A 25,894-nucleotide genomic window follows, 5' to 3' on the forward strand; every position below is an offset into this window, starting at 1 on the left:
AGGAAAATCCAAAATTCTTTGTAATACCGGCGTTTCGTAGATGTTTCAGTATTTTTAGTTCCTTGAATGTGCTTTTTATTTCATTTGGCAGTTGCTTATTTAGGTCATTATTCGCTATCATAATAGGAGGCACCTCTTCTGTTTGGTAGTTTTTTCTCGTCAGTTAAACTATACCAAACGTTGGGGTGCTTTTTCTTTTATGAAGCATTTGTCAAGGAACATATTCAGCTGTTCATTGGTCTACGCAGTGATTGGGGTAGACTATATTTTTACACTGCGAAAGTTGAGTGAGAAAGAATTCAATGAAATCACAAATACAGAGGCGGAGTTAGTGGAAGCCTTTTCGGGCACATATGGAAATCATTCAATAGAAGACTTTGGCAGTGGTTCATATAACGGGAGCTTAACGAGTATTATGTTTGATTATTGGCGGAGTTATCTTGCAGTTAAGAATATAGTGGAAATTCGTGCGCATCATGATGTAATGTCCGTTTTTGATGAATACCATCAATGGGATAAAGCAGGCAGAAAAGTACCGCTGTCGGATTACTTTGGATAATTGGGCTATTTCCTTTGTTTTCCTTTTTTGAACAAGAAATTTGTAATTGTGCCAATTATAAGAGATAACATTATACTGATGATAAAGGTTTTAATGAGAACGGGGAACAGATTTCCGCTTGGAAAGATTTGGGCTATCATGAATACAAACACTATACAGAAAGATATCACATAATCTTTTTTTCTCAATTTCAATAAAAACACCACCGTATTGTTTTGATTATAGGAAAGGGATTCAGGAACAACACCCAAAAATGTACATTATTCATTACATTGGTTATCCCATATAGACGGCATATTTCGAATATACCTTACATTGTTGATTTGCGAAACCCTTTTTTGAATCAACCGTATATAATATAGCAACATATGTAAACAGGGGGAAGGCGAATGGATCCAAAAACGCAGGAACTGGTGGAATTGGTAAAAAGAAAGTTTGGATTAGAAGAATATTTTTTAAAAAGGTATGCGTTTTACCGTTCTGTTGATATTTATCAGGAAACGCAGTATGCATTGTCCATGGAGTGGTTTCCTTTTGGGGTGATTGAAGAGGATGAGGATCTTAATCCGGATGGTACTGCGGTTATTGAGATAGATGTGCAGAGCCGGAGAATAATGAGGGCCATTTTTGTCGGGGATAAAACTTTTGCCCTGAACGGTATAGTCTTTAAAGATTTGAAAACAGATGACATGATCAGCTGGATTGAAAAAGAAACAGGGCTTGTTTTTGGGAAACAATTTTATTTGTTCAGAGAGGAAGAAGGGGAACTGGAATTTAGAAGCGGAGTAAACGGAATGCCGACATTGCCCCCGGGGTTAATTGAAATCCAATATGATTCAGCAGGACGCCTTACCTTAATCTCCGTCAACGGTACATTTCCGCCTGAAGAAATAGAAGAGCATGGAAATATTGTGTTTTCGCAAAATGAAATGGAACGAATGGCAAAAAAGCAACTTAAGCCGATTATGGTCCCTTCGTTCGAGCAGGAATGTTATTTTACAATTTACGGGATAGAAGAAGTATATATTGGGGAGAACGGACTTCTGCCGCCTCCGTCTGAACAGCCTGTAACCGCAGTGAATGAATTGCTTGAATGGAAAACGCCATTACGGTTGCCTTTCGAACGAACGGAATGGGACTTAGTAGATGAGGTCACAGCTGGTCAGGCCTATTCATACGAGCCAAGTCCTGATGCCTTGCCGATACTGCTTCAGGAAGAAAAGAAATGTATCCTGGCAGCCACGGATTTTCTGCGCCAGCAATACCCGCAAGACTCAGAAAAATGGCTGCTGAAAACATTGTACAGGGCGAAAGGTTACATACATGCCGAGCTGGGCTTGAAACAGCAGGAAACTCAACCTGCAAGAAAACTGGTGCTCATTATCAATGCAAAAGACTTTCAAGTTATAAATTATGTTGATAATCAGCCATTGCTGGATGAGTTATTTTCCCGTTTCAAGGCTCCCGAACAGCCAGCCATTACTAAAGAAAAGGCTTTCGAAAAACTTTCCCCGTATTTAACAGTTGAGCCGGTGTATGTCTTTGATTCTTTAAGAAAGCAATATGTGCCATCCAAAAAGCTGGACTGTGCATATGGCGTTGATGCAGTGAACGGGAAAGTAATCTTATTGAATAATATGGAGTAATCACGCAACTTTTGTTTGGTTATCAAATATGGTTAGCACAGGGCTCAAAGCATAGTCACTAATGATGCTTTCTGTAACACTTGCAGAAGCCGTGGAGGAAAATGATGAAACGTATGCCGTTTGAAAGGCCAACTGACCATTGTGATGCTCATTATGGGCGCAATTAATTATCGTTAATGTTTGAATGTAACCAAAAAGAGCATCCGGTTTTTCGGGCTTTCGCTGAAATAGCAGAATGAGGCGGGTATATATTTCTCCTGGCAGACAAACAACGACAGAAAAATCAAAACAGCCAAGAAGTTCTTGGCTGTTTTGACGCACCTTTAACTTAAGATTCTTCCAATTCATGGATTTCAACGATAGTCCGTTCTTCCAAGGGTTCCATTGCGTGAACGGTTGCTGTTTTTCCGTCTTCATTTAATTTGTCAATCCAAACGGAAGTTCCGTTGTATTTTACATGAATTTCTGCAGAAGAAGATAAAATTTGTTTTAACCTATTTTGCTCCATTTTAAAACCCCCTTGGCTCGGCTGCCATTATGATTCTTCCGGTGTAATTCGTTCTGTTAAGCGCCGTTGGTATTGTTGCAACTTGATTATTTATTTGGAATTTTTCTTTATGGCTTTATTGAGTTTTTCAATGTTGTTTAATCCCTTGTCATTATATGCATGATCACTATTTAGAGGGTCTGTAATGGGTGAATGGTCCAGGCGAACAGCTGCCCTGGTATTTCCATCTTGATTGTTTGTTGTGTTTGCCATATTTTCCTCCTTACATTTAATCGCTGGAGAGCAGGAATTCAAACATTACTTTTTGCGTTTTGTTGAAGAAAAATACAAAAAATAATAATTAATAATCGTCTAACAAGCAGGGATCATCATTTACCAGCTTTGATCATTACTGTAGTAAAGAGAAAAAATAAGTGAAGGATAGCCTCGTTGCAAAAAGAACGCCACTGATTGGCGTCCAACGGTTTCAACATTAACTTTGGGTATTGTTTTGGTCATTATCGGTCACTTTGTTGATGGCATTTTGGATGGTTTCACCGATACTATCCATTACACCTTCTTGATTTTCATTCCCTGCCTCGTTATCAAGCTGATCGTTGTACGAGTAAGTATTTGATTTATAACCTCTGTCATTCATTTTACCACCTCCAAAGTATAGGATGTGTAAAAGATGCTGAAATTATCCGGAAAGCAAAATGTTTATTTGCCTTTTTATAACAATTTCCCCAAACTGGAGTGAGTTGCATGATGAAAATCTTACAGTACTTCTTTGCGCTTATTATAATTGCGATGCTAACATACGAATTAATCGCTCAAAAGGAAGTGTTCTACCAATATAAGGAAATTTCTTTTGGAGCCATGTTTCTGTGCATGGGTATATCCTATTTCCAAGAAAAAAAGAAAATACTTGGTGCTTTGATAACGGCTTTATCTTTATTGGTTTTGTTCTTTGCAATTTAGAGCGCGTTTTAGTTTGAAGTACCGGTCATTTTAACACTTTTTTCCCAACCCGCTCCAGTACCTTCTCCAACTCATCCGGTTGCAGGAACTCAATTGGCGAGAATTCTTTCTCAAAGAGGATGGAATCAGATTCAATCACGGTCACATAGCGGCCGCCAATCTTGGCAATATGCACGGCTTCGCCGAAATCGGAAAGCAGGGCACGCAGCGAAATATGGTCCAGTTTCATCTCCAAATCTGCTTCGGGGGCATTTTCCACAATCTGTGCCGTTGCTTCCATCACCTGTTCTGTTGTCAGCCTTTCCTGGATTTCCCGTTTCGGGCTTGCTTCCCAGATTTCCATTTCCTTTTCAAATTCCAAAAACTCGGTGCTGTCTTCTTCAAGCACTTCATGGAAATGTTCTTCCACCATCGTTTTTACCTGCGACTTCATGATTTGCGGCATCGATTCACCGTATTCGACGTATTTTAAAAACTCTTCGAAATAGTGGGCGTGGGAAGCCTGGTGGATTTTCAGCTGTGACTCTTCAATCATCCCTTCTTCAGGCATATAAGGATATTGGATCGATTTCATGCCTTTCGTCGTAATCGCCATTTCAACTTTCCGCAACAGCGTGGCTTCATCCGTAATGGTTGCCACTTTCGGTTCAAAGTCACATTTCATGATGAAAATAAACGGCTCATCGAAGTATTTCCTCAATTTTGCTGAAGCAATGAGGAAGGCGCCGCCCCTGACCGCGTTGGTGTCGAGATAGATAGCCAAAAATGCTTCGCTTGTCTTTTGAAAAGCTTCTTTTGAATCCGCCTGGCGTGCGCGGCTGAAAAGGTTGAAATTCGGATTTGAGTCAAGTCCGTAGCCCGGCTCGACAATGAAACGGCCAATTTTAGTGGGGACTTGTTCCGATTTTGGGTGGATGTCCACTTTTCGTTTCGTAATTTTTTCAAGTTCGCCGTCGAGAAAGTCTTTAACATTGCTAAGCTCGTATTCTTCCTGATCTAACGTTTGAAAATGCTTATATGTTTTTCTCGCCTGTTCACCTTGTCCTTCTACCTGGATGACGTAGAAGGAGAGATAGTTGATTACAAAGTCCATTATGTTCACCTGGTTCATTCAATTTTTCACTGTCGTCTATTTTACTGGAAAAATTGATTTTGGACAAACCGGGAAAATTTCTCTTTGGCCGTGCTTTTCTGGATTTCAAGCCAGTTCTGTTTTAAAATGAAGAAACAGATTATGGTTCACCGGAAAGGGGCCGGGTTTTGCAAACTGTCATTCATCTTTTGCTGCTTAGTTTAATAGAACTATTTAATTTGCTCGGGGTTCTGCTTGCCGTCGGTTTTGTGCTCGGGTTTTTAGAAAAATGGTCGACACAGTTTTTGCTCCGGGCTTTCGGCTGGAAGGGGATTGCAGCGACGGCATGGCTCGGTACGCCGGTTCATGAATTGAGCCATGTGCTTATGTGCATTGTATTCGGCCACCGCATAACAGAGATCAAATGGCTGCAGCTGTATAGCGGGGACGGGGTGCTTGGCTATGTGAGCCATGAGTATAACCCGGGCAGCTTGTACCAGCGGATCGGAAACTTTTTTATCGGGACAGCGCCAGTCATCCTGGGTATCCTTACGCTTGTTGCCGGGATGTATGTTTTATTGCCTGATACATACGCGCCGTTTATGGATACGGTCCATATGCAGATTCAAACTGGTGCCGCCCAGAAACATATTCTCATTTTACTGGGCAGTTCATTCAGTGCGCTGGCTGCGAACCTGTTTACCATCGATAACTTCGTGAATCCCCGTTTTTGGATTTATGTTCTGCTTGCCATCTGTATTTCTTCCCATATTGCCTTAAGCACGGCGGACTTAAAAGGGGCGTATAGCGGCTGCCTGTCGATTTTTGGGCTGCTGGTTTTTCTGAATGTGATGGCTGTTTTATTCGGTTTTAATATCAGTGAGCTGATCGCGAAATTAGCCGGGTACAATTTTTATATTCTGGCTTTTTCAAGTATCGCGATTTTTTTCTCGCTGGTGACCCTGCTGATCGGTTATACAGCTGCAAAATTAAAAAGATATTGATGTTATATAAAATGAACTTAAGTTTTTACATCAAGACCTGGCATCACTTTTCATTGCTACTACTTTTTACAGTTGATGACAGAGTAGCAGTGTTCTGTTCATGTTTCATGTTATATTATAATTATATTATGTAAACTAAATTGATTTCATGTGAAAATATATAGGATCAGAAAACAAGCGCGGATACCGAAACCGCGCTTATTTTGTCAAAATGCCCTTGATCTTACAGGTTTTAAACTGATCAAAACTGAAATCACGCCGGTTGCGATTAATACAGCCCCCAGAAAAATAAATCGCCCGGATGTGATCCCGTCTGCAAAAACAATTCCGAGAACAACCGATGATAGGATAGATCCTAAATAGCGGCAGGTTTGAAAAAGCCCTGAACTTGTACCCACCATATTTTCCGGCGTTTCATCGAGCATTGCAACCTGGAGGGCCACATTGCCGATCCCGTACCCGATTCCAAGAAGAAAGAGAATCAGTCCCATTAACCAAATGGGCGCGTTCAAGAAAAATAAGGCCATGAGCAGGGCGCCTGCCGTCATTGCCGCAGCGCCAATCCGAATCGGTTTTGCCGTGCCAACACGATCCACCCATTTACCTGATGCCAGCGAGACAATAATACTCGCGCCCGACATAAACAGCATCATCAGGCCGCTTGTATGCACACTGAAATGAAGCCCGTCCTGGAAAAAGCTCGGCAAGCCGAAAAACAGGCAGTAATTAAATAGGTTCAGCACAATAAACTGTACATAAACAATTGTCAAGGATCGGTGCTGTTTCAAAAACCGGACATCAATAAACGGCGCTTCTTTATGCCATTCAAACCATACAAAAGCGATCAACAGTAAGAAGCCCAAGATGCCCGCCCGTAAATGGACAGCCGTTTCCAGTGAGAGCAGGAAGTAAAGCAGCATTACAAGACCTGCTGCAAACAAGAAGATCCCGGTCCAGTCCAATTGCTGCACCACCGTTTTAAAAGAGGTATCTTTCTTGGCAGGATCTTTCGGAATCATAAACCAACCCAGTAAAAAGCTAATGATAATAAAAGGAAAATTCACAACGAAAATGGACGGCCAATCGCCGATTCCGATCAGAAGGCCGCCGACTGTCGGGCCGAGTGCTGTCATGGCGGATGCAAAAATAGACAACACCGCAAGTGCTTGGGCCTGGTTTTCATGGATATGGTTCCGAATCAGCGCGACGCCGGATGGATAGATGGCGCTGCTGCCGATTGACTGGAAGAGGCGCATGACCAGCAGCACAGAAAATGCCGGGGCGAGCGGGGCACCGATTGCCGACACGGCCACAAGCACAAGCCCGGCCAGAAACATTTTCTTGCGCCCGATTAAGTCGCCGATTTTTCCTGTCACAGGCTGGGCAACCGCACTTGCCAAATAAAAGGAAGAAATCAGCCACGAAACGGTTGAAAAACTGAGATGGAAATCTTTTTGAATGCTGTGCAGCGCCAGCGAGATCATTGATGAATTCAGCGGGTTCAGCATTGTGCCTGATGCAATCGCGGTTAAAAATATAGTTCTTTTTGATACAGCCATGGTTTCTTACCTCACTTATGATCTGCGTTTTTTAAAGTGTCTGAAGCAAAGGATAGGCGGCGCATTATATTCATTATCCTTTCTGAAAGCCGTCCGTTCCATTCTGTAACTGAAAACAGTTGTATTATAGTCTAAAATATTTCGAGTATGCAAATTTTAAGTAACTGAAATAAAAAACGGATGCCGGAAATTTTGCGATTTGCCGTTTTTCTGGCATAATAATAAAAGTACAAATTAATCCCGACATAACGGGCAGTATGACTCCCACTCAAAAAGGTTAGGCGGGGTTCAAGAAAACCCCGCTGATGAAAGATTCACTTTATAGAATAGAGGTTGGAAGATGAAGGTAAAAATCAATCGAAATGCAGCAAAAGTCTTAAAAAGCAGGCTGAATTCGGATGAAGCGGAAGGAAAGATGATCCGTGTCTATATTACCAATATGCACGGTGATCATGCCCATTACGGCATCGAATTTGATACGCCAAAGGAACACGATGAAATTGTAAAAACAGACAAGGGCATCGACATTCTTTTGGATTCCAGGGAAGCATATCTGGACGGCATCTGGATCCAGTACTATTACGTTCCGGAAGAAGGATTCGTGATCACCAATCCTTCGAAAGGACACGGGCACGATCATCACCATCATGGATGATAAAGGATTTAAAAAATGAGAAAGATGGAAAATTTTTCAAAAGTAAATTGACAATCACCAGCAGACGTGCTAAAATATGGCTATTCAAAAACTGTTGCAAAAGGAGGTTGCGTGTCATGAGAAGGATGGTTAACCGTTATGGATCTATCAAACTGAATATGGACGCAACCTTCGTAATCGCGGCCTGAAATGATGGCAGGAGTCTAACGCAGGTTGCTAAAGCCTGCGCAATTATTGTGAAGCATAGTATTGCTCCCATAAAGAGCGTATACTGTGCTTTTTTGCGTTTTGGGGATGGCAGCTGATCCCGCTGTTTTGATATCACTTATAAAAGAGAGGAAGAGATGAGATGCAAAGACAGGTGCGGCAACCGCATGTTGCGGAGAAGGAAAGTGGTTAGTACAGCAGGGAGAGGAGGACGATGTTTTGTTAAGTGTATTAGGAAAATTGGGCTGGTTTTTTAAAGCGTATTGGAAAAGATATACAATTGCCGTTCTGGCGCTTGGCATTGTTAATTTATTGGAAATCATTCCGCCGATGATTGTCGGTAAAACGATTGATAAAATTTTTACAGGGGACCTGACTGCACAAACCTTAACCGCTTATCTCACGGCTATGTTTACAGTCGCCATTCTTCTCTATGGATTTACCTATATTTGGCAATACAATTTGTTTGGCGGGGCGTTTATTATTGAAAAAATACTGCGTTCCCGGCTGATGAGCCATTTTCTGAAAATGGCGCCGCCGTTTTTTGAGCATAACCGGACCGGGGATTTAATGGCGCGTGCGACAAATGATTTGCGGGCGGTTTCGCAAACGGCCGGCTTCGGAATTCTAACGCTGGTTGACTCAACGATGTATATGCTGACGATTATCGTGACGATGGGGTTTCTCGTTTCGTGGAAATTAACGCTCGCAGCCATCCTGCCGCTGCCGGTTTTGGCGTTCGGTATTAAGGTGCTGGGCAAAAAAATCCATGAACGATATACTGTTGCACAGGATGCATTCGGCGATTTAAATGATCGTGTACTTGAATCAGTTGCCGGTGTCCGCGTCATCCGTGCCTATAACCAGGAAAAAGCCGACCAATCGAGATTCCGCGCAATGACGGAAGATGTGTACGAAAAAAATATTGCGGTAGAAAAGATTGATGCGTTTTTTAGCCCGTTGACGAAAATTATCACGGGTCTAAGTTATACGATCGGCCTCGCATACGGGACTTATTTGGTTTTCCAGCAAAGCATTACACTGGGGAATTTGGTTTCATTTAATGTCTACCTGGGGATGCTGACGTGGCCGATGTTCGCCATCGGGGAGTTGATCAATGTCATGCAACGCGGCAATGCCTCCTTAGACCGGGTCCAGAACACTTTGGATGTGGAAGAAGATGTAAAAGATCCGCCAGCCCCGAACATGGTTGCCCGGCCGGACACGATTGATTTTCGCGGGCTGTCATTCCAATATCCGCGTTCGAATCATCTCAATCTGCAACATATTGATTTGCAAATTCGTAAAGGGGATACGATCGGGATCGTCGGGAAGACAGGGAGCGGGAAGACGACGCTGATTAAACAGCTGCTGCGCGAATATCCGCTCGGGGACGGGGCGCTGGAAATTTCCGGTGCAAGAATAGAAACGCTTGAAAAAGACCGTGTCCTCAGTTGGATCGGATATGTCCCGCAAGATCATGTGCTGTTTTCGCGGACGGTAAAAGAAAATATTCTGTTCGGTGCAGATACAGCGACAGATGAGGAACTGGCACATGCCATCCGTCTTGCTGCATTAGAGAAAGACATTGAGATGTTGCCGGAGGGGCTTGACACCCTTGTCGGCGAAAAAGGGGTGGCACTCTCAGGCGGCCAGAAACAGCGGATTTCGATTGCCCGTGCCTTATTAAATGATCCGGAAATTTTAATTCTGGATGACGCCTTATCGGCAGTTGATGCGAAAACAGAAGCTGTCATTATTGCGAATATCCGCAACGAACGTCATCATAAAACGACGATCATTGCGACCCACCGTTTGTCAGCTGTTGAACATGCCCGGTGGATCGTGGTGCTCGATGAAGGAAAAATCATTGAAGCCGGCACACATGAAGCGCTTCTTGCACGCCACGGCTGGTATTATGAACAATTTCTCCGCCAGCAGCTGCAACCCCCTGAGCATGAGGAGGTGAGGGCATAATGGTCGCAAAACGATTGATTCAATACGCCCTTCAATTTAAGGGCATTCTCTTTACAGCGCTGGCTGCTTTGGTGCTTGCAGTTGCAGCCGACGTGATAAGCCCGCTTATTGCTAAAAATTTGATTGACCAGCACATTTTAGGGATTGAGAACGAGTGGGTGCAGACGGAACATCCAGCCCGGGCTGTGGTTTATCAGGGGCATTATTATAAAAGGGCTGCTTATGCCGGAGCTGAAGAGAAAAGCGGGAAAAAAGTTTCGATCGTACAAGTAGACAAACACTTCTACTTTGTGGACGGTTTAGCGGCAAAGGATGGGGAACGATCCGTAAAGAACGGCCGGCTTTTCGTGACGCTGAAAGGAAAAACTGCAAGTTATGAAGCTGAACGTTTATCGGCTGCTGAAGTACTCCGCTTTTACCAGCCGGAGGTGCCTTATATTGTTAAACTGCTGCTGGTATATTTCGGCTTATTTGTTATTGCAGGGATCGCCCAGTTCGGACAGTATTTTTATTTGCAAAAGGCGGCCAATCGCATTATCCAGAAAATGCGCAATGATGTGTTCGCCCATTTGCAAAAACTGCCGATCCAGTATTTTGATAATCTTCCGGCCGGGAAAGTCGTATCACGGATCACAAATGATACAGAGGCTATTCATGAACTGTATGTGGCGGTACTGTCAAACTTTTTCAGCGGGTTCTTTTATATCATCGGCATCTATATTGCCATGTTTTTGCTCGATGTAAAATTGGCGCTGATCTGTTTGCTTCTGATTCCGATTTTGCTGGTTTGGATGCGGATTTACAGAAAATACGCCCAAAAATACAATCATATGATCCGTTCCAAAGTCAGCGAACTGAATGCAATGATCAATGAATCAATTCAGGGTATGCCGATTATCCAGGCATTCCGGCGTGAAAAACAAACGCGTGAAGAGTTTGAGGCGCTGAATGAAACACATTTCCGTTACCAAAATAAACTGCTGACGCTGAATTCTTTATCATCCCATAATATAACCGGCATTTTAAAGAATTTAATCCTCGTTGCGTTTATCTGGTATTTCGGGCACGGCACACAGGGGCTCGGGGCCGGCCTGACGGTTGGTCTCCTGTACGCTTATGTCGATTATATTAACCGCCTGTTTAATCCGATCAATAATATTGTCAACCAGTTCAGCAATTTGGAGCAGGCATTGGTTGCCGGCGAACGTGTCTTTAGACTGCTCGATGAAAAAGGCGAAGATGTGAGCAGTGAAACAATGCCGCGCTATCAAGGGCATGTGGTTTTTGACCATGTCTATTTCGGTTATAAAGAAAACGAATATGTGCTGAAAGATATCGATTTTGAAGCAAAACCGGGTGAAACGGTGGCACTTGTCGGCCATACCGGTTCCGGAAAAAGTTCAATTATGAATGTGCTGTTCCGTTTTTATGACTGCAGCAAAGGCGAGGTCCGGATTGACGGGATCAATATCCACGACCTTCCGCGCCAGACCGTGCGTGACCATATGGCGATTGTGCTCCAGGATCCGTATTTGTTTACTGGTACCATTTATTCAAACGTCAGCCTAAACGATCCGCGGATTACAAGGGAAAAAGCGGCAGCAGTTTTAAAAGCAGTTGGTGCCGATCAAGTGCTCGCGAATTTGGAAAAGGGGCTGGATGAACCGGTCATTGAAAAAGGGAGCACCCTTTCATCGGGGCAGCGCCAGTTGATTTCATTTGCGCGCGCTCTTGCATTTGACCCTGCGATTTTAATTTTGGATGAAGCGACCTCCAATATCGATACGGAGACGGAAAGCTTGATCCAGAATGCGATGGACGTCTTGAAAAAAGGCAGAACCACATTTGTGATTGCCCACCGCCTTTCCACGATTAAAAATGCGGACCAGATTCTTGTACTGGACCGCGGCCGCATCGTTGAACAAGGGGATCACGACACGCTGATGGCCCGAAAAGGCAAGTATTACCAAATGTATCAGATGCAGCACGGCAGCCTGGCGGGGGAAGCCGGATAAGAAATATAAGGGACTTTCCTGATGATTCGTAATGAACATTGGGAAAGCCTTTTTTGTATGGATGGAGTTTTAACGGGTCATTTGAGAAAAAACAGCTTGCCGGTAATGAAGGGAATGAAATTGTCATTTTTAGACCGGATGAACGCTATCTTGGGAGAATTGGGGGAGAAATGCAGTTCATAAGCCGGATGAACGCGATCTCAAGCAAAAAAAAGGAGAGAGCTGCAGTTCATAGGCCGATATGAAATAAGTATTCTAAGATATTTTTGGTTTGTTCTTCAATCATTTTTGTTAAAATAAAGGGTAGAGAAAAGCGTAATCTGATAAAAAAGGGAAGTGATCGTTTGGCCATCTTAGATGAAGATGACAGTTATGTGATTCAGGAACTGAGCCACAGTTTAAGCGCTGCAAAGTATCCGGTCGTTTTTACAGGTGCCGGGATGTCCACCGAAAGCGGATTGCCTGATTTTCGGTCATCGAGTAAAGGCTTATGGAAAAAAGTCCATCCGGATACTGTCGCGAGCGTTTCAGCGATGAATGAGAATGTGCAAAGCTTTATTGACTTTTATTACAACCGCATGAAGAACCAACAGCAGGCCGGGCCGAATACAGGCCACAAAATTCTTGCTGATTGGGAACAACGGGGCTTGCTCAGCTCGATTATCACTCAAAATGTGGATGGCTTGCACCAGGAAGCCGGCAATGAAAATGTCATTGAACTGCATGGCACGCTGAGAAAATGCCATTGCAACCGCTGCGGCACCGTTTATCCGGATACGTTATTTCTTGAAGGGAATTACAAATGCCCGTGCGGCGGATTGATCCGGCCGTCAGTCGTGTTATTTGGTGAAAGCCTGCCAGTCGATGCTTTTTACCAGGCAAGTGATGAAGCTGAAAAATCGGACTTGTTTATTGTTCTCGGGTCCTCGCTCTCAGTTTCACCAGCCAACCAGTTCCCGTTAGAAGCAAAGAGAAATGGGGCAAAGCTGGTGATTGTTAATATGGAGCCAACCGAAATGGATGATGCCGCGGATTTAATCGTGAGGGATTGGAAAATCGGGGAGCTGCTGGAAATGGTGAACCGGTTTATATAAAAAAAGATAGGATAGAAGCCTGCCCCGCACACTCATTGGTGAGGGGCAGGCTTTTATATTTACTCTTTGTAGCCGGTATTCGCTTTCACGGATACTTCAGCAAACCGCTTTGCATCCTGCTTATTCGATGCCACTGTGCCGATATATGCCCCGATGAAACCGAGCGGAACGGAGATGATCGCCGGGTTTGTCAGCGTGATCAATGGCGTGCCAACAAAAATTGCAGCCCCTTCAATCGGTGAAAATACATTCGGGCTGATGGCAACCAAAACGAGCGAAGAAATTAATCCGCATAGCATACCGGTGATGGCGCCTGCAGTATTAAATTTTTTCCAATAAATCGTACAGATGATTACCGGCAGATTTGCACTTGCTGCCACGCAGAATGCCAGTGAGACAAGAAATGCAACATTCATTTTTTGTGCAAATAAGGCCAATAGAATTGAGAACACTGCAACGCCGATTGAAGCGTAACGCGCTGCAACGATTTGCTGTTTCTCGGTTACCTGGCCTTTCTTCATGATCTGGCCGTAAATGTCGTGGGCGAATGCCGATGCGCCGGAAAGCACAAGCCCGGCAACCACTGCAAGAATTGTCGCAAATGCAACCGCAGACACAAAGGACATCAGGAAATCGCCGCCGAGCGCTCCTGCTAAAAGCGGCGCCGCCATATTGCCGGCAGCATTTGCGGCCACAATTTTTTCATTGCCGACAAAAGCAGCCGCTCCAAATCCAAGAAAAATCGTTAAAATGTAAAAGATGCCAATGACCCATGTCGCGGTGACAACGGAAGACCTGGCTGTTTTTGCGTCTTTGACTGTGAAAAAGCGCATTAAGATATGGGGCAGGCCGGCTGTACCAAGCACCAAAGCCAGCATAAGCGAGATCGTGTCGACCGGGTTTGTATATTTAACACCCGGATTCAAATAATCTGTTCCCAATGATGTAGCCGTTTTCACTTCATGGAACATTTGAAGAATATTAAATTGAAATTTTGCGAGCACGAGAAAGGAAATGACAACTGTTCCAACCATCAGCAGCATCGCTTTAATGATCTGCACCCAGCTTGTTGCGGTCATACCGCCGAACAGCACATAAATTGTCATCATTATACCGACAATGAGAACCGCCGCCCAATAAGGCAGCCCAAATAGCAATTGGATCAGCGCCCCGGCGCCGACAAGCTGTGCAATCATATAGAAAATTACGATCGTAATCGTATTGACGGCCGCGACTCCGCGTACTTTTTTGGCATCAAAGCGGGCATTGATCATATCCGCCAGTGTGTATTTTCCCAAATTCCGTAACGGTTCTGCAACAATAAATAAGACAACGAGATACGCAACGAGATAGCCAATACTGTAAAAGAAACCGTCAAAACCGCTTAAAGCGATCATCCCGGCAATGCCAAGGAAAGATGCGGCAGACAAATAGTCACCTGCGATTGCCAAGCCGTTCTGCCAGCCGCTTAAGTCCCCGCCGGCGGTATAAAATTCATTTGCGGTTTTCGTCCGTTTTGCCGCATAGTAAGTGATCACCAGGGTCAGGGCAACAATGGATAAAAATAAAATGATAACGGTTACATTCATATGGCTTTTTCTCCCTTTTGGGCATGTTCATCCAATACCTTTTGAGCCATCCTGTCAAAGAAGACTGCTTTATTAACATACATGGTACACAAAACCCAGGTCATGATAAATTGGAGGAAAGCAAATACCCAGGCCCAGGTAATATCCCCGGCGAACGGCTGGTTTAACACTTTTGAATACGAAGTTAACACCGGCAGTGCGAAATAAAAAACTAGGAAGAAAACAGTAAGCGGTACAATGAATCTTTTCTTGGCGGCCATCAGTCTTTGAAATCCGGTGCTTGCGGCGATTTTCTCAAAATCAGGATTTGGTGAATGATTGTGCACCATTTTTTCCACAAAAACCACTCCTTCAACCATGTATTTTTTCTCCTTCATCGTACTGGATTGTTCACAATTTTGTCAATATTATTGTTAGATAATTCTAAAAATGTGCCTGAAAAGAAAAATGGTTTAGAAATAGAATGATATGTGAAATAAAGCGTATGCATGTAAATTTAACGAAAACAGGCACATACAATAGAAAGGAAGAAAACGAAAGAGGTGTGTATCATGCCTGTTTTTGTCAATGAAAAAACAAAAGAGTTCCATTTAACAAATGACGCTGTCAGCTATATATTTTGCGTGATGGATCATCTCTGGCAGCTGGAGCATTTATACTACGGTAAAAAAATCCGGCACCGTCCTTCATTCCGCCATTTAACAGAAAGAAAGAAACACGGGGCATCTGCAAATCGCCTGGAAGGGAACCATACTTCATCCCTTGAATATATCAAACAAGAGTATCCAAGCTACGGGACAACTGACTTCAGGTATCCGGCATTTGAAATCCGTGATACAATTGGAAGCAGGATTGCAGACTTCCGTTATCAGGGCTACCAATTAAAAAAAGGCAAACCAACATTAAAAGGATTGCCGGCAGTTTATGTGGAAGACGACAACGAAGCCGATACGCTGGAGATTTATTTGTTTGATCACGTACTGGAAATGCAGCTGATTTTGTCCTATACCATTTATGCCGGGTGTAACGTGTTGACGCGTCATGCTGTTTTTACCAATCGGGGAAGGCGCCATGTTTATTTAAATGAAGCGATGAGTGCAAGTGTTGATTTTCCGGATGATCATTTTGAAATGGTTACGCTGCACGGGGCATGGGCACGGGAAAACCATGTCCAGGTAAAACCGTTGGCGAAAGGCGTCCAGTCCGTTTCCAGTGCGCGCGGGGCAAGCAGCCACCAATTCAATCCTTTCCTGGCTTTAAAGCGGCCCGAAGCAACAGAACGGAGCGGGGAAGTTTACGGCTTCAGCTTTGTTTACAGCGGAAATTTTCTTGCCCGTGCCGAAGTCGACAATTTTCAGGTAACACGTGTGATGATGGGCATCAACCCGTTCCAGTTCAGATGGAAGCTGAACCCCGGTGAGACCTTTGTGACACCGGAATGTGTGATGGTTTATTCAGATCAGGGTTTAAACGGCATGAGCCAAACCTATCACCATCTTTACCGTGAACGATTGGTACGGGGGGTGTGGCGTGACAAAACCCGGCCGGTCCTATTCAACAGTTGGGAAGCTACATACTTTAAGTTTGATGAAGAAAAAATTCTAACGCTTGCCAAGGAGGCAAAGAATTTGGGGATTGAGCTCTTTGTCCTTGACGATGGCTGGTTTGGCAACAGAAACAATGATAAAAGCTCACTGGGGGACTGGACGGCCAACCTGGAAAAACTGCCGGAAGGAATCAAGGGCCTATCAGAAAAGATTGAAGCCCTCGGCATGAAATTCGGCTTGTGGTTTGAACCTGAGATGGTGAATAAAGATTCTGACTTGTACCGCCGGCATCCCGACTGGGTGATCGCAACGCCGAATCGCCCAATGTCGCACGGCCGCAACCAGTATGTGCTGGATTTCAGCCGCGATGAGGTTGTTGAAACGCTCTTTCAAGCCATGTGCGAAACGATCGGATCGTCAAAAATTTCGTATATGAAGTGGGACATGAACCGCAATATAACGGAAGTGTTTTCGCGCGCCTGGCCAAAAAATCAACAGGGTGAAGTGTTCCATCGTTATATTCTCGGTGTCTATAAATTATACGAAAAATTGATTGAACATTTTCCTGCGATATTGTTTGAGTCTTGTGCAAGCGGCGGCGGCCGTTTTGACCCCGGAATGCTGTATTATGCGCCGCAAACATGGGCAAGCGATGATACGGATGCGGCGGAACGATTGAAAATCCAGTATGGCACTTCTTTTGTTTACCCGCTTTCTTCCATCGGCAGCCATGTTTCCGCTGTTCCAAACCACCAGGCCGGCAGGATAACGCCGCTTCATACGCGCGCGAACGTGGCTTATTTTGGCACGTTTGGCTACGAACTGGACATTACATTGCTCAGTAAGGATGAAAAAGCGGTGATCCGAAAACAAACTGCATTTTTTAAAGAAAAGCGCGCACTCATCCAATTCGGCCGTTTTTACCGCTTGGAAAGTCCGTTCGAATCGGGGCAGGCGGCGTGGATGGTGGTGTCCGCTGACCAAAAAGAAGCACTTGCCGGCTGCTATCAAATGTATGCGCGGCCAAATGCACCTTTCTCGCGGATCCGTTTGCAAGGCTTGGATGCGGGCCGGTTGTATCAGGTGGATGGTTATCAGGAAACAGTTTATGGCGATGAACTCATGCATGCCGGCCTGCTGCTTACGGAAAGCATGCTGTCTTCAAAAAAACGGCCCGGCGATTATGCTTCACGGCTGTTTTCGATTCGGGCCGTTCCGGACTAATTTTTAGAGGTGAATACAATGAATGTTTGGTATGCAAGCTACGGGTCAAATCTTTTGCGTGAGCGGTTTATGTGTTATATAGCAGGCGGGCGGCCGCCGGGATCCTCACAGGAGGAACCGGGCTGCACCGACCATACGCCGCCTATGTCCGATAAAAAAATCATGATGCCATACCCGCTCTATTTTGCCAGGGAGAACAGCAAATGGGGCAAAGGCGGCGTTGCTTTTATCAGCACAAAGAGGCATGAAAAAGCTGAAACGGTTGGCAGAATGTATTTGGTGACGGCACAACAGTTTAAAGAAGTGGTGGACCAGGAAAACGGACTCGCCGAGCTGGAGATTGATTTAAAAAAAGTAATCGAGGAAGGCTCTGCCCGGGTTGGCAGCGGCTGGTATAACCGCATTGTTTATTTAGGGATGAAAGACGGTGCGCCGATCTTTACGTTCACAACCGGCATGCCAATGGACGGGCAGCTGTTTGTAAAACCGCCGGCGCCGTATTTGAAAACCATTGCGCGCGGGCTTGCACAGTTAAAAATGGGCAGGGAAGAAATCATCCGCTATTTTCTTCAGAAAAGCGGCATCCGCGGCCAGATGGACAAAACAGAACTTGAACAACTCATTTATAAATAAACGTACAGAGGGCCTGATCCTCTGTACGTGACAGTTGCAATACTGTTATTGCTTTTTTAACTGCTCCTGTGCCATTCTGACCATTTCTTTCACCATGCTTCCGCCGATCGGGCCGCCGACTTTGCCGGCCTGTTCGGATGTCAGCCGCCCATTATAGCCTTTTTGCAATGGTATGCCCTGGTCTTTTGCAACTTCGTATTTTACCGCATCCGGATGTGTTCGATCGACATGAAATCCCTGTTGTGCCATGACATTCGCTTTTAATTGGTCAAGGCCGCTTCTTGCCCCGGCAACAAGCGGTTTTCGTTTTCGTCTGCCCATTTTTATCCCCTCCAGTCCTATTATTTAAATTTTGGGCGCCCGTCATACACGGTATTTCATTTGATTTGAAGCGCATACTGTTGTTAAGCTGAATGATTTGATGAAGCGTCTGGAAAAAGATACAATAATAAATTGTAATGTGAAATCAGGAGGAGTAGCAGATGAAAGCAGTCGTTATAAATCAGTATGGCGGGAAGGACAGGCTTCAAGAAGCAGAAGTGCCAATTCCCTCTATTCAGGATCACCAGGTGCTTGTGCAAATGAAAGCGACCTCGGTGAATCCAATTGATTGGAAATTAAGGGAAGGTTACTTAAAGGACATGCTTCCTTTTGATTTTCCAATTATTTTAGGATGGGATGCCGCGGGAATCATCACAGAAACCGGCAAGTCAGTAAAAAATTTCAAGGTGGGGGATGCTGTTTTTGCGCGCCCGGATACAACCAGGAACGGGACCTACGCGGAATTTGTTGCCATCGATGAGGATAAACTGGCTTTAAAACCGCCGAATGTTTCTTTTGAAGAAGCCGCTTCGGTTCCGCTGGCCGGTTTAACTGCCTGGCAGGGGCTTTATGATGTGCTCGGCTTAAAGGCAGGAGAAAAGATATTGATCCATGCCGGTGCAGGTGGTGTTGGAAGTCTTGCCATCCAGTTTGCCCATCATACCGGTGCATATGTCGCAACAACGGCAAGTGCAGAGAATGGCGCATTTGTGAAGAACTTGGGTGCCGATATGGCGATTGATTACAGAACTGAACATTTTGAAGAAATATTGAAGGATTTCGATGCAGTGTACGATACCCTGGGCGGCCGCATCCAGTCCGGAAGCTATCAAATATTAAAAAAAGGCGGAAGGCTCGTTTCCATCGCGGAAGCTCCAAAACAGGAAGAAGCAGAAAAATACGGTGTGAAAGCAGATTTTCTATGGCTGCAGCCGAATGGCAAACAGCTTGCAGAGATCGGGGAACTGCTGCAATCAGGCACCGTGAAAGCAATCGTCGGCCAAACTTTCCCGTTTTCACAGCAGGGGGTAAGAGAAGCACATGCATTAAGTGAATCCCATCATGCCCGTGGAAAGATTGTTATTACTTTTTAAGAACTTGAACCGTTCAAGTTCTTTTTTTAGTTGCCGTTTCATCAATCGGCACAGCCGGCCAATTTTATTTTTTTTTCAAAAAAATAAAGGATATTTAAAACCTTTATCGAATATTTGTATAGTATAAACTGTACTAATACAGAAATTTGCCGTTGCGATCCGGTTTCCCGGGTCTGAATGCGGTGCTTCGGTCTGTTACTAACACACAAAGGGAGTATGGAAATGAAGAAGCCGGTTGTTTTCTTAGCACAAATTGGATTGCTTTGGGGTATTTTCATGGCTGGCCAGGAAATCGTCAAACTCACCCATTTGCCGATTCCGGGAAATGTATGCGGGATGCTGCTGCTGTTTGTCATGCTGGCAACGGGGATTTTGAAACTGCAGTGGATCGATGCGGGGGCCACTTGGATTCTGAAACATCTGTCTTTCTTTTTTATCCCGATTTCCGCCGGATTGATGACACTCGGCACGATTTTTATTCATGAAGGCCTTGTTCTTTTTCTTATCTTAGCAGTGAGCGCGGCAGCAGGTATTTTGGGGACGGGATTTTCAGCACAAGTTCTGGCAAGGAGCAAAAAGGAAAGTTATGAGCAGCAGCATAGTCACACTATATAGCGTTGCGATAACCATTTTGGTGTATCTGTTGTCTTTGCGCATTGCCAGGAAATATCCTTCCCCGTTTACGACACCTGTTTTTTTCAGTACTGTAGTGGTCATCCTGCTGCTATTAATCAGCCATGTGACCTATACGGAATACCGTCCGGCAAAAGGGATTATGACCTATTTTCTCGGCCCGGCCACTGTCGCGCTTGCTGTCCCGCTCTATAAAAACCGCGAAATCTTGCGGCGTTACTTGTTACCTGTATTAGGAGGCATGGCGGCGGGCAGCGTCATTACCATTAGTACAGCACTGATCATGGCTAAGATCTTTCAATTGTCCCGTTTCATTTTTGCATCCCTGGCCGTAAAGTCGATTACCGTGCCGGTTGCAAGTGAAGTGGCAAAAATGATCGGCGGCAGCCAGATATTGGTGGCGGGCTTTGTCATGATCACAGGCATGTTTGGCGCGATGTTCGGGTTGAAGCTTTTGACATGGGCAAAAATTGACCATCCGATTTCAAGAGGCCTTGCGCTCGGCACCATTTCCCACGGGATCGGCACCGGTGAAGCCGTCAAGGAAGGGGATCTGCAAGGGGCGGTTTCGGGTGTGGCCATGGGCATGACCGCCATTTTGACCTCTTTTGTCATCCCGTGGTTTTTTCAATAATCGCCGGTTGTTTATCTCATAAAAAGCGGCAGATGTTTATGATGAACACAGCACTTTTGAAATCCTTATGATAAGCATGAGCGTGCTGTACGGGCATTTTTCAAAAAAGCTGGCGGTGCCGGAGAACCATTAAGAAGAGTGCTGATGATTTTTAATGCAGGCCGAAATCTTTCCATGGATTTCGGCTTTTTGTTTCGGTATGATAAAAATATAAACAGAATGGAACGTGAAAGGACTTATTTTGAAATGCCCAAATCATCAAGAAAAAAGAAACAGGAGCGGCGCAAAACGCTGTTTATTCTGCTCATTCCGGTTTTGGTCATCGGTTTTTATCTCATCTCCCACCACGCAAAAGAAGAGATTCAAAAGAAGTATAATCCCGATATTCCCCAAAAATATCTTGCTTATTACTTGGAAGCAGAGAAAAAATACGGGGTTCCATGGTACGTGCTTGCTGCCCATCATCGTGTTGAAACAAGGTTCTCAACCATGAAGCCGATGGTATCGCCTGCCGGTGCTGAAGGGCCGATGCAATTTATGCCGTGCAGTTTCGTAGGCTGGAAACATCCTTCCTGCAGCGGCCTGGGAAAAGGAAATATTTCAGAAAATGATAAAACCAACCCTGCAGTCATTCATAAGTACGGCGGTTATGGCGTGGATGCAGATGGAGACGGGAAAGCGGATCCGTTTGATGATAAGGATGCCATCTTCAGCGCAGCCAATTACCTGGCCCGAAACGGCGCGGCGAGCGGCCGCATCGAAAAGGCGGTTTATTCATATAACCACAGCAATGAATATGTCACGGAAGTCATGCATTATGCCCGCATGTATAAAAAAGAGAACGTTCAAAAGGGAGACCGGTGAACGGGGTACATGATAGAAACGGCTGCTAAAAAAGGTGCGGCAAAACTGAGATACATTTTTACCACGAAAAAAAAGGGCGGTTTGGCCGCCCTTTTCCATCTTAAGCCTTTCTTGCTGTTCTTAAAATAAAGCTCAAAATAAACACGAGAATGATGGCTCCGATAAGTGCCGGGATGATGGCCATACCAGCCAGTGTCGGCCCCCAGTCGCCAAAGATGGCGCCGCCAAGCCAGGCCCCGACGATCCCTGCAATAATATTACCAATCACACCGCCCGGAACATCTCTGCCTAAAATCAGGCCCGCAAGCCATCCGATAATTCCACCTACGATTAAATATAAAATGAAAGACATTTCAACATTCCTCCAATCCAATACTTTGTTTGATATATTTTTCTATCAAACTTGTTGTTATTATTGCCTTTATTGAAATAGGATAAACCTGTTGAGCCATATTCGAAAAACATTTAAATGATCAAAAATAGGGAAGGCGCCTGCCGCAATCATGATGAAATGTATGGAAATTTTCCGGCCAGAGCCTTGCCCTTTCGATTTACATATCATGGCCCGGATTATGTTTCTGCCGGGAATGGTTTCGGTTTTTCACTTTTTTTGAACCGCTTAACGGCTCCGGCTGCCCGCCGTGGTTGCCTTTTGGCTGGTTTCTGTGCATATCATTGCTGTTGTTTTTATTGACCATCTGTGTATCCCTCCTGTTGTATACTGTTTGCATTTTACTGTACAGTTATGCGGATTATTTACAGAAAAACGGTGAATACTAGTCATTGCATTCTTTAGAAGGAGAGATGACCAATGCCTTACCATAAGAACAAGCAGCAGGCGTTCCAGGCTGCCCAGCAAAGTATGAACCAGACAGAGGATATTTATCAGGATTTAACGGTGGACAGCGAAGACTATGGCCACCATTTAAAACATTTAAAAGAAGAAATCAACGAAACTTACCAGCAAATTGAAAACGCGCTTGAGGTGGCAAGCGAAACACAAAGGTTAAAGCTTCAACAGTTTCAAAAAGACCTGGATAAAATCGTAGAGAATGCTAACCTGGAGGGCTAGTACGAAGGCGGGTATGGCTCCGCCTTTTTGTTTGTACTAGATGTTTCAAAAGAGCGAAGCAGCAGAAAACGGGATGGCACGCTGTGATGGACGGGTGCTTTTTGCGCACAAATATTTGCGGTACTGGCAATAGCTGTTAAAAAATTTGTTCTGTATTTTCACAAGAAAAGGGCATTATGTTTGTTGAGAAATCATAAAGGAGCCAGATGCATGAGAGATTATCTTATCTCCATTTGGGGGATAATTGATCCTTTGTATTATCATTGTACACGTCTAAAATACATTTCTGTTGAAGAAGATAATATTTTTCGGGTGAGACTGACTAAATATAAAGGCAGGAGTATTGTCTTATTAGATGGGACACAAATCAATAAAAACGATAGATTAGTTAAAATTCATCTTCACAATGTCCGGCTGTGCCATGAGTTTAAAAACCTGAACAGTGAGTTGAAAAAAGCACTCATGATTTATCATTACGTCAAAAGGTCTTTGCCTGGAATTGAACTTTATATTCGAAATCACCCGTATTCCGGTGAAATTAAAGGCATCATCGGGATTACAGCACTAAATAAAGGCTGTAAGCGGCTCGGTTTTGAAGTTTTTGATATCTCTCACCCGATTTATAAATGGTTTAAACAAATCGCTTTCTTACCGATTGAGATGATATCCGGGCAACATTCTTTGCTCCATGTCTTAAAACATCAAAAACCGAGTTATTTGTTCATGTCCAGGGAAAAGTTATCCAGGCTGTACAGAAATTGATTTTTGGATTAACCATTGTGGAAGGGAATGTTTAAGCATGAAAAAAAGCTGTTAAAGATAACAGCTTTTTCTTTCCTTACATGGCTTTTGTCACTTCTTCATCAGCCATTGCCAATGCCAGTTCATGAAGCGTTACTTCAGGCCGGCTTCCAACACGGATGTTTAAACCCGTTTGTCCGAGTCCTTCACTGATGTAAAAAGGCTTACCGTTTTGGGTATGAAAACCTTTAATTACATTCATTCGTGCAAGCTTCCCCATTTTGGCAAGGTGGTACGGTTTTGGGTAGCAAATCTGTCCACCATGAAAGTGGCCGGCAAGCAAATAATCAAAATGATCATCTTTCATGTCCAGAATAATGTTTGGATCATGGGTTAAGACTAACTTTGTTCCGGTTGTTATTCCTTGATACGAAGCTTCTATATTGCTTCGATTTGTACTATAGTCATCAATTCCGATGATATGAACCCGTGTCCCGTTAACAGAAATGGTGTCATGTTTATTTTGCAAAACTTTACATTGATACTTCTCAAGTAGGCCAATTAATTCTGTTACATTCTTTTCGGGCAACACATAATCATGATTGCCTAAGACGGCATAAATCCCGTATTTAGCATGTAATTGATTTAGCACTTTCAAATAGGGAACCAGTTTGGGAATGGTACGTTTACGATCAAGAAAGTCTCCAGTCAGTGCAATTAAATCAAGGGGCTCATCTTTTAACATGTCATACAGTTCGTGAGGAGAAATTGATATATTTTCCAGATGCAGATCAGAAAGCTGCAAAACGTTTAATTTTGGATGGTGGCCAGTGGATAACGGTAATGCTGAATTCACTTTTATTTTGTTAAATACGATATCTTTCGTATTCCAATGCGCTTTTTTGATGAAATAATAGACGATTATAATAATCAGAAAAATAAATAGTATGTTCAATCAACATTCCCCCTTCCTAAGAAATTATACAGGAAAAAGGTTGTTTTTTTTACAAGTAATTGATGGCATTCATTCCAATTTTAATTTAGGATGGAAGATCAGACAAAGCGATACAGAGGTGCGTTATGCAAAAACAAACGAAGTCTGTTTTATTTCTGCCATTTTTACAAATTCCATCCGGCCATCACCAGGTTGCACATGCGATAGCGGATGGAATGTTGGAAATAGACTCTGCTATTACATGCGATAAAGTCGATATTCTGAGCTACAGCTACGGGAAAATGGAAAAAGTGGTATCTCATCTTTACCTGAAATGGATCCATACATTTCCAGCCCTGTACCATGCGGTCTATCAACATGCTGTGTACAGAAATTTTGAGAAAAATAAGCGTTATCGTATATATGAATGGTTATTTTTGCCTTTTATGAAAAAGCTGATAGAAGAAAAACAACCGGATTTGATTATTTGTACGCATGCTTTGCCATCTTATATGCTTAACTGTATGAAAAAGAGAAAGGAGATAAAAACTCCGGTAGTCAATGTGTATACGGATTATTTTATCCATCTTTTTTGGGGATTGGACCATATTGATTTTCACTTTGTCCCCACCGGGCAGATGAAGTCCTATCTGATACAGAGAGGAATAGACGATGAAAAAATCTTCATTACCGGGATTCCCATTCATTCAAACATCATCAAACAGTTACAGCCCGTCTATAAAAAGAAACCGCTATATTCTGTCCTGATTTCGGGCGGCAGTATGGGGGTTGGGAGAGTAGATGAAATCATCGAACAGCTTAAAGAGTCCCGTTCTTCCCAACCGATTCATTTTTATGTGCTTTGTGGTAAAAATACAGATTTATACGAAAAGATAAAGGGATTAAACAAGCCTCATATTATTCCTTTTCCCTATATTAGCTGCAGAAAAGAAATGAATGACCTTTATGATCAGGCCGACGCGATTTTGACAAAACCAGGTGGTGCAACCATTAGTGAAAGCCTGTTTAAACGCAAACCTATCGTGATATACGATGCTTTGCCCGGGCAGGAAGAAATTAATCTCCAGCACTTACAAGAAGCAGGTCTTGTATTTCCTTTAAAAAAGGGAAACCTTTATAAACAAATTCTTTCGATTCTCCAGGATCGGGATGGTTTCAACAAGTACCAGCTTCAGGTGGCAAAATTTCATCATCAGCTCCATCCAACACCATCATCAGAATTAATCGCTGAAATTTTAACGGGCAGCCGGCCATGAGCCAAGTTTCACCAAAGATTCCCAACTTCTGGTATAATATTGAATTGTATAAAATAGTCAGGTGATCCATACTTA

At 43.8% G+C, this 25,894-nt stretch carries 29 protein-coding genes; 17 read left to right on the forward strand and 12 right to left on the reverse strand.

Annotated elements, in window-relative coordinates:
• The first annotated feature begins 199 nt into the window (after nt 1–199).
• Together C232_RS18510 and C232_RS0108930 are read left to right on the forward strand one after the other, a co-directional pair.
• Entirely contained in the window at nt 200–559 is a 360-nt protein-coding gene (locus tag C232_RS18510) for a hypothetical protein (protein WP_155891557.1), read from the forward strand.
• Between the two features lie 389 nt (nt 560–948).
• A complete protein-coding gene (locus C232_RS0108930; protein ID WP_018663508.1) occupies nt 949–2,205 on the forward strand; it encodes a hypothetical protein in 1,257 nt (418 codons plus the stop codon).
• Here C232_RS0108930 and C232_RS0108935 read toward each other — a convergent pair whose 3' ends face one another.
• The 4 genes from C232_RS0108935 to C232_RS20010 all read right to left on the reverse strand — a co-directional run bounded on the left by C232_RS0108935 (nt 2,206) and on the right by C232_RS20010 (nt 3,350).
• Entirely contained in the window at nt 2,206–2,553 is a 348-nt protein-coding gene (locus C232_RS0108935; protein ID WP_018663509.1) for a hypothetical protein, read from the reverse strand.
• Complete coding sequence (locus C232_RS0108940; RefSeq protein ID WP_018663510.1) at nt 2,534–2,713, reverse strand: H-type small acid-soluble spore protein; 180 nt, start codon at nt 2,711–2,713, stop codon at nt 2,534–2,536. Before C232_RS0108940 ends, C232_RS0108935 begins: the two co-directional genes overlap by 20 nt.
• A 90-nt stretch (nt 2,714–2,803) precedes the next feature.
• Complete coding sequence (locus C232_RS19760; protein WP_018663511.1) at nt 2,804–2,965, reverse strand: hypothetical protein; 162 nt, start codon at nt 2,963–2,965, stop codon at nt 2,804–2,806.
• A gap of 220 nt (nt 2,966–3,185) precedes the next feature.
• Entirely contained in the window at nt 3,186–3,350 is a 165-nt protein-coding gene (locus tag C232_RS20010) for a hypothetical protein (protein WP_018663512.1), read from the reverse strand.
• 107 nt (nt 3,351–3,457) lie between these two features.
• Between C232_RS20010 and C232_RS0108955 the strand changes: the two genes are divergently transcribed.
• The gene (locus C232_RS0108955) at nt 3,458–3,673 is read left to right on the forward strand and encodes a hypothetical protein (protein ID WP_018663513.1); all 216 of its coding nucleotides are present in this window, start codon (nt 3,458–3,460) and stop codon (nt 3,671–3,673) included.
• Nucleotides 3,674–3,698: 25 nt separating this feature from the next.
• On the opposite strand, the gene C232_RS0108960 is transcribed toward C232_RS0108955, so the two are convergent.
• Nucleotides 3,699–4,766, reverse strand: a complete 1,068-nt coding sequence (locus C232_RS0108960) for a DUF3900 domain-containing protein (RefSeq protein ID WP_018663514.1) — start codon at nt 4,764–4,766, stop codon at nt 3,699–3,701.
• A 167-nt stretch (nt 4,767–4,933) separates the two neighbouring features.
• Between C232_RS0108960 and C232_RS0108965 the strand changes: the two genes are divergently transcribed.
• On the forward strand, nt 4,934–5,749 hold the full coding sequence (locus C232_RS0108965) for a hypothetical protein (RefSeq protein WP_018663515.1): 816 nt from the start codon (nt 4,934–4,936) through the stop codon (nt 5,747–5,749).
• Nucleotides 5,750–5,955: 206 nt separating this feature from the next.
• Here C232_RS0108965 and C232_RS0108970 read toward each other — a convergent pair whose 3' ends face one another.
• Nucleotides 5,956–7,308 (reverse strand): MFS transporter, encoded by a 1,353-nt coding sequence (locus C232_RS0108970; RefSeq protein ID WP_018663516.1) that lies wholly within the window; start codon nt 7,306–7,308, stop codon nt 5,956–5,958.
• 340 nt (nt 7,309–7,648) lie between these two features.
• Between C232_RS0108970 and C232_RS0108975 the strand changes: the two genes are divergently transcribed.
• From C232_RS0108975 to C232_RS0108995, 4 genes are all read left to right on the forward strand, one after another.
• Nucleotides 7,649–7,963, forward strand: coding sequence for a heme biosynthesis protein HemY (locus C232_RS0108975; protein ID WP_018663517.1), 315 nt, complete (start codon nt 7,649–7,651; stop codon nt 7,961–7,963).
• 426 nt (nt 7,964–8,389) lie between these two features.
• Nucleotides 8,390–10,147 (forward strand): ABC transporter ATP-binding protein, encoded by a 1,758-nt coding sequence (locus C232_RS0108980; RefSeq protein WP_018663518.1) that lies wholly within the window; start codon nt 8,390–8,392, stop codon nt 10,145–10,147.
• Nucleotides 10,147–12,162 carry an ABC transporter ATP-binding protein gene (locus tag C232_RS0108985; RefSeq protein WP_018663520.1) on the forward strand — a complete coding sequence of 672 codons (2,016 nt, stop codon included), beginning with the start codon at nt 10,147–10,149 and terminating at the stop codon, nt 12,160–12,162. The genes C232_RS0108980 and C232_RS0108985 overlap by 1 nt, the downstream gene beginning before the upstream one ends.
• A 344-nt stretch (nt 12,163–12,506) precedes the next feature.
• Complete coding sequence (locus C232_RS0108995; protein WP_018663524.1) at nt 12,507–13,256, forward strand: NAD-dependent deacylase; 750 nt, start codon at nt 12,507–12,509, stop codon at nt 13,254–13,256.
• Between the two features lie 59 nt (nt 13,257–13,315).
• On the opposite strand, the gene C232_RS0109000 is transcribed toward C232_RS0108995, so the two are convergent.
• Both C232_RS0109000 and C232_RS0109005 read right to left on the reverse strand, forming a co-directional pair.
• Complete coding sequence (locus C232_RS0109000) at nt 13,316–14,845, reverse strand: solute symporter family protein (protein WP_018663526.1); 1,530 nt, start codon at nt 14,843–14,845, stop codon at nt 13,316–13,318.
• Nucleotides 14,842–15,204, reverse strand: a complete 363-nt coding sequence (locus C232_RS0109005; RefSeq protein ID WP_018663527.1) for a DUF485 domain-containing protein — start codon at nt 15,202–15,204, stop codon at nt 14,842–14,844. The genes C232_RS0109000 and C232_RS0109005 overlap by 4 nt, the downstream gene beginning before the upstream one ends.
• 192 nt (nt 15,205–15,396) lie before the next feature.
• Between C232_RS0109005 and C232_RS0109010 the strand changes: the two genes are divergently transcribed.
• Nucleotides 15,397–17,616 (forward strand): alpha-galactosidase, encoded by a 2,220-nt coding sequence (locus C232_RS0109010; protein ID WP_018663529.1) that lies wholly within the window; start codon nt 15,397–15,399, stop codon nt 17,614–17,616.
• An 18-nt stretch (nt 17,617–17,634) separates the two neighbouring features.
• On the forward strand, nt 17,635–18,249 hold the full coding sequence (locus C232_RS0109015; protein ID WP_018663530.1) for a hypothetical protein: 615 nt from the start codon (nt 17,635–17,637) through the stop codon (nt 18,247–18,249).
• A gap of 45 nt (nt 18,250–18,294) precedes the next feature.
• On the opposite strand, the gene C232_RS0109020 is transcribed toward C232_RS0109015, so the two are convergent.
• Nucleotides 18,295–18,570 (reverse strand): alpha/beta-type small acid-soluble spore protein, encoded by a 276-nt coding sequence (locus C232_RS0109020; protein ID WP_018663533.1) that lies wholly within the window; start codon nt 18,568–18,570, stop codon nt 18,295–18,297.
• A gap of 161 nt (nt 18,571–18,731) precedes the next feature.
• Between C232_RS0109020 and C232_RS0109025 the strand changes: the two genes are divergently transcribed.
• From C232_RS0109025 to C232_RS0109040, 4 genes are all read left to right on the forward strand, one after another.
• Nucleotides 18,732–19,664, forward strand: a complete 933-nt coding sequence (locus C232_RS0109025; protein WP_018663535.1) for an NADP-dependent oxidoreductase — start codon at nt 18,732–18,734, stop codon at nt 19,662–19,664.
• A gap of 222 nt (nt 19,665–19,886) precedes the next feature.
• Nucleotides 19,887–20,279 carry a CidA/LrgA family protein gene (locus C232_RS0109030; protein ID WP_018663537.1) on the forward strand — a complete coding sequence of 131 codons (393 nt, stop codon included), beginning with the start codon at nt 19,887–19,889 and terminating at the stop codon, nt 20,277–20,279.
• A complete protein-coding gene (locus tag C232_RS0109035; protein ID WP_040400039.1) occupies nt 20,251–20,931 on the forward strand; it encodes an LrgB family protein in 681 nt (226 codons plus the stop codon). The genes C232_RS0109030 and C232_RS0109035 overlap by 29 nt, the downstream gene beginning before the upstream one ends.
• 246 nt (nt 20,932–21,177) lie before the next feature.
• A complete protein-coding gene (locus C232_RS0109040) occupies nt 21,178–21,795 on the forward strand; it encodes a lytic transglycosylase domain-containing protein (protein ID WP_026314547.1) in 618 nt (205 codons plus the stop codon).
• Nucleotides 21,796–21,895: 100 nt separating this feature from the next.
• On the opposite strand, the gene C232_RS0109045 is transcribed toward C232_RS0109040, so the two are convergent.
• Both C232_RS0109045 and C232_RS19385 read right to left on the reverse strand, forming a co-directional pair.
• The gene (locus tag C232_RS0109045) at nt 21,896–22,147 is read right to left on the reverse strand and encodes a GlsB/YeaQ/YmgE family stress response membrane protein (RefSeq protein ID WP_018663541.1); all 252 of its coding nucleotides are present in this window, start codon (nt 22,145–22,147) and stop codon (nt 21,896–21,898) included.
• Nucleotides 22,148–22,346: 199 nt separating this feature from the next.
• Complete coding sequence (locus C232_RS19385; RefSeq protein ID WP_018663543.1) at nt 22,347–22,493, reverse strand: small acid-soluble spore protein P; 147 nt, start codon at nt 22,491–22,493, stop codon at nt 22,347–22,349.
• A 113-nt stretch (nt 22,494–22,606) separates the two neighbouring features.
• On the opposite strand from C232_RS19385, the gene C232_RS0109055 reads away from it, so the two are divergent.
• Both C232_RS0109055 and C232_RS0109060 read left to right on the forward strand, forming a co-directional pair.
• Entirely contained in the window at nt 22,607–22,867 is a 261-nt protein-coding gene (locus C232_RS0109055) for a hypothetical protein (protein ID WP_018663545.1), read from the forward strand.
• A gap of 210 nt (nt 22,868–23,077) precedes the next feature.
• A complete protein-coding gene (locus tag C232_RS0109060; RefSeq protein WP_018663547.1) occupies nt 23,078–23,629 on the forward strand; it encodes a YkoP family protein in 552 nt (183 codons plus the stop codon).
• A gap of 76 nt (nt 23,630–23,705) precedes the next feature.
• Here C232_RS0109060 and C232_RS0109065 read toward each other — a convergent pair whose 3' ends face one another.
• Nucleotides 23,706–24,563, reverse strand: coding sequence for a metallophosphoesterase (locus C232_RS0109065; RefSeq protein WP_018663549.1), 858 nt, complete (start codon nt 24,561–24,563; stop codon nt 23,706–23,708).
• Nucleotides 24,564–24,688: 125 nt separating this feature from the next.
• Between C232_RS0109065 and C232_RS0109070 the strand changes: the two genes are divergently transcribed.
• Nucleotides 24,689–25,819, forward strand: a complete 1,131-nt coding sequence (locus C232_RS0109070; protein ID WP_018663551.1) for an MGDG synthase family glycosyltransferase — start codon at nt 24,689–24,691, stop codon at nt 25,817–25,819.
• The last annotated feature ends 75 nt before the right edge of the window (nt 25,820–25,894 follow it).

The sequence above is a fragment of the Heyndrickxia acidiproducens DSM 23148 genome, from assembly GCF_000374345.1.
GTDB classification, from domain to species: domain Bacteria; phylum Bacillota; class Bacilli; order Bacillales; family Bacillaceae_C; genus Weizmannia; species Weizmannia acidiproducens.

What these genes read in the sequence shown, in the direction of transcription:
- C232_RS0108985 (WP_018663520.1), top strand. Translation starts at nt 10,147, where the DNA reads ATGGTCGCAAAACGATTGATTCAATACGCCCTTCAATTTAAGGGCATT.
- C232_RS0108935 (WP_018663509.1), bottom strand. Translation starts at nt 2,553, where the DNA reads ATGAATTGGAAGAATCTTAAGTTAAAGGTGCGTCAAAACAGCCAAGAA.
- C232_RS0108955 (WP_018663513.1), top strand. Translation starts at nt 3,458, where the DNA reads ATGATGAAAATCTTACAGTACTTCTTTGCGCTTATTATAATTGCGATG.
- C232_RS0108975 (WP_018663517.1), top strand. Translation starts at nt 7,649, where the DNA reads ATGAAGGTAAAAATCAATCGAAATGCAGCAAAAGTCTTAAAAAGCAGG.
- C232_RS0109025 (WP_018663535.1), top strand. Translation starts at nt 18,732, where the DNA reads ATGAAAGCAGTCGTTATAAATCAGTATGGCGGGAAGGACAGGCTTCAA.
- C232_RS0109030 (WP_018663537.1), top strand. Translation starts at nt 19,887, where the DNA reads ATGAAGAAGCCGGTTGTTTTCTTAGCACAAATTGGATTGCTTTGGGGT.
- C232_RS0109015 (WP_018663530.1), top strand. Translation starts at nt 17,635, where the DNA reads ATGAATGTTTGGTATGCAAGCTACGGGTCAAATCTTTTGCGTGAGCGG.
- C232_RS0109010 (WP_018663529.1), top strand. Translation starts at nt 15,397, where the DNA reads ATGCCTGTTTTTGTCAATGAAAAAACAAAAGAGTTCCATTTAACAAAT.
- C232_RS20010 (WP_018663512.1), bottom strand. Translation starts at nt 3,350, where the DNA reads ATGAATGACAGAGGTTATAAATCAAATACTTACTCGTACAACGATCAG.
- C232_RS0109000 (WP_018663526.1), bottom strand. Translation starts at nt 14,845, where the DNA reads ATGAATGTAACCGTTATCATTTTATTTTTATCCATTGTTGCCCTGACC.
- C232_RS19760 (WP_018663511.1), bottom strand. Translation starts at nt 2,965, where the DNA reads ATGGCAAACACAACAAACAATCAAGATGGAAATACCAGGGCAGCTGTT.
- C232_RS0109005 (WP_018663527.1), bottom strand. Translation starts at nt 15,204, where the DNA reads ATGGTTGAAGGAGTGGTTTTTGTGGAAAAAATGGTGCACAATCATTCA.
- C232_RS0108970 (WP_018663516.1), bottom strand. Translation starts at nt 7,308, where the DNA reads ATGGCTGTATCAAAAAGAACTATATTTTTAACCGCGATTGCATCAGGC.
- C232_RS0109060 (WP_018663547.1), top strand. Translation starts at nt 23,078, where the DNA reads ATGAGAGATTATCTTATCTCCATTTGGGGGATAATTGATCCTTTGTAT.
- C232_RS18510 (WP_155891557.1), top strand. Translation starts at nt 200, where the DNA reads ATGAAGCATTTGTCAAGGAACATATTCAGCTGTTCATTGGTCTACGCA.
- C232_RS0109035 (WP_040400039.1), top strand. Translation starts at nt 20,251, where the DNA reads ATGAGCAGCAGCATAGTCACACTATATAGCGTTGCGATAACCATTTTG.
- C232_RS0109040 (WP_026314547.1), top strand. Translation starts at nt 21,178, where the DNA reads ATGCCCAAATCATCAAGAAAAAAGAAACAGGAGCGGCGCAAAACGCTG.
- C232_RS19385 (WP_018663543.1), bottom strand. Translation starts at nt 22,493, where the DNA reads ATGGTCAATAAAAACAACAGCAATGATATGCACAGAAACCAGCCAAAA.
- C232_RS0108940 (WP_018663510.1), bottom strand. Translation starts at nt 2,713, where the DNA reads ATGGAGCAAAATAGGTTAAAACAAATTTTATCTTCTTCTGCAGAAATT.
- C232_RS0108960 (WP_018663514.1), bottom strand. Translation starts at nt 4,766, where the DNA reads ATGGACTTTGTAATCAACTATCTCTCCTTCTACGTCATCCAGGTAGAA.
- C232_RS0109055 (WP_018663545.1), top strand. Translation starts at nt 22,607, where the DNA reads ATGCCTTACCATAAGAACAAGCAGCAGGCGTTCCAGGCTGCCCAGCAA.
- C232_RS0109020 (WP_018663533.1), bottom strand. Translation starts at nt 18,570, where the DNA reads ATGGGCAGACGAAAACGAAAACCGCTTGTTGCCGGGGCAAGAAGCGGC.
- C232_RS0109045 (WP_018663541.1), bottom strand. Translation starts at nt 22,147, where the DNA reads ATGTCTTTCATTTTATATTTAATCGTAGGTGGAATTATCGGATGGCTT.
- C232_RS0108930 (WP_018663508.1), top strand. Translation starts at nt 949, where the DNA reads ATGGATCCAAAAACGCAGGAACTGGTGGAATTGGTAAAAAGAAAGTTT.
- C232_RS0109070 (WP_018663551.1), top strand. Translation starts at nt 24,689, where the DNA reads ATGCAAAAACAAACGAAGTCTGTTTTATTTCTGCCATTTTTACAAATT.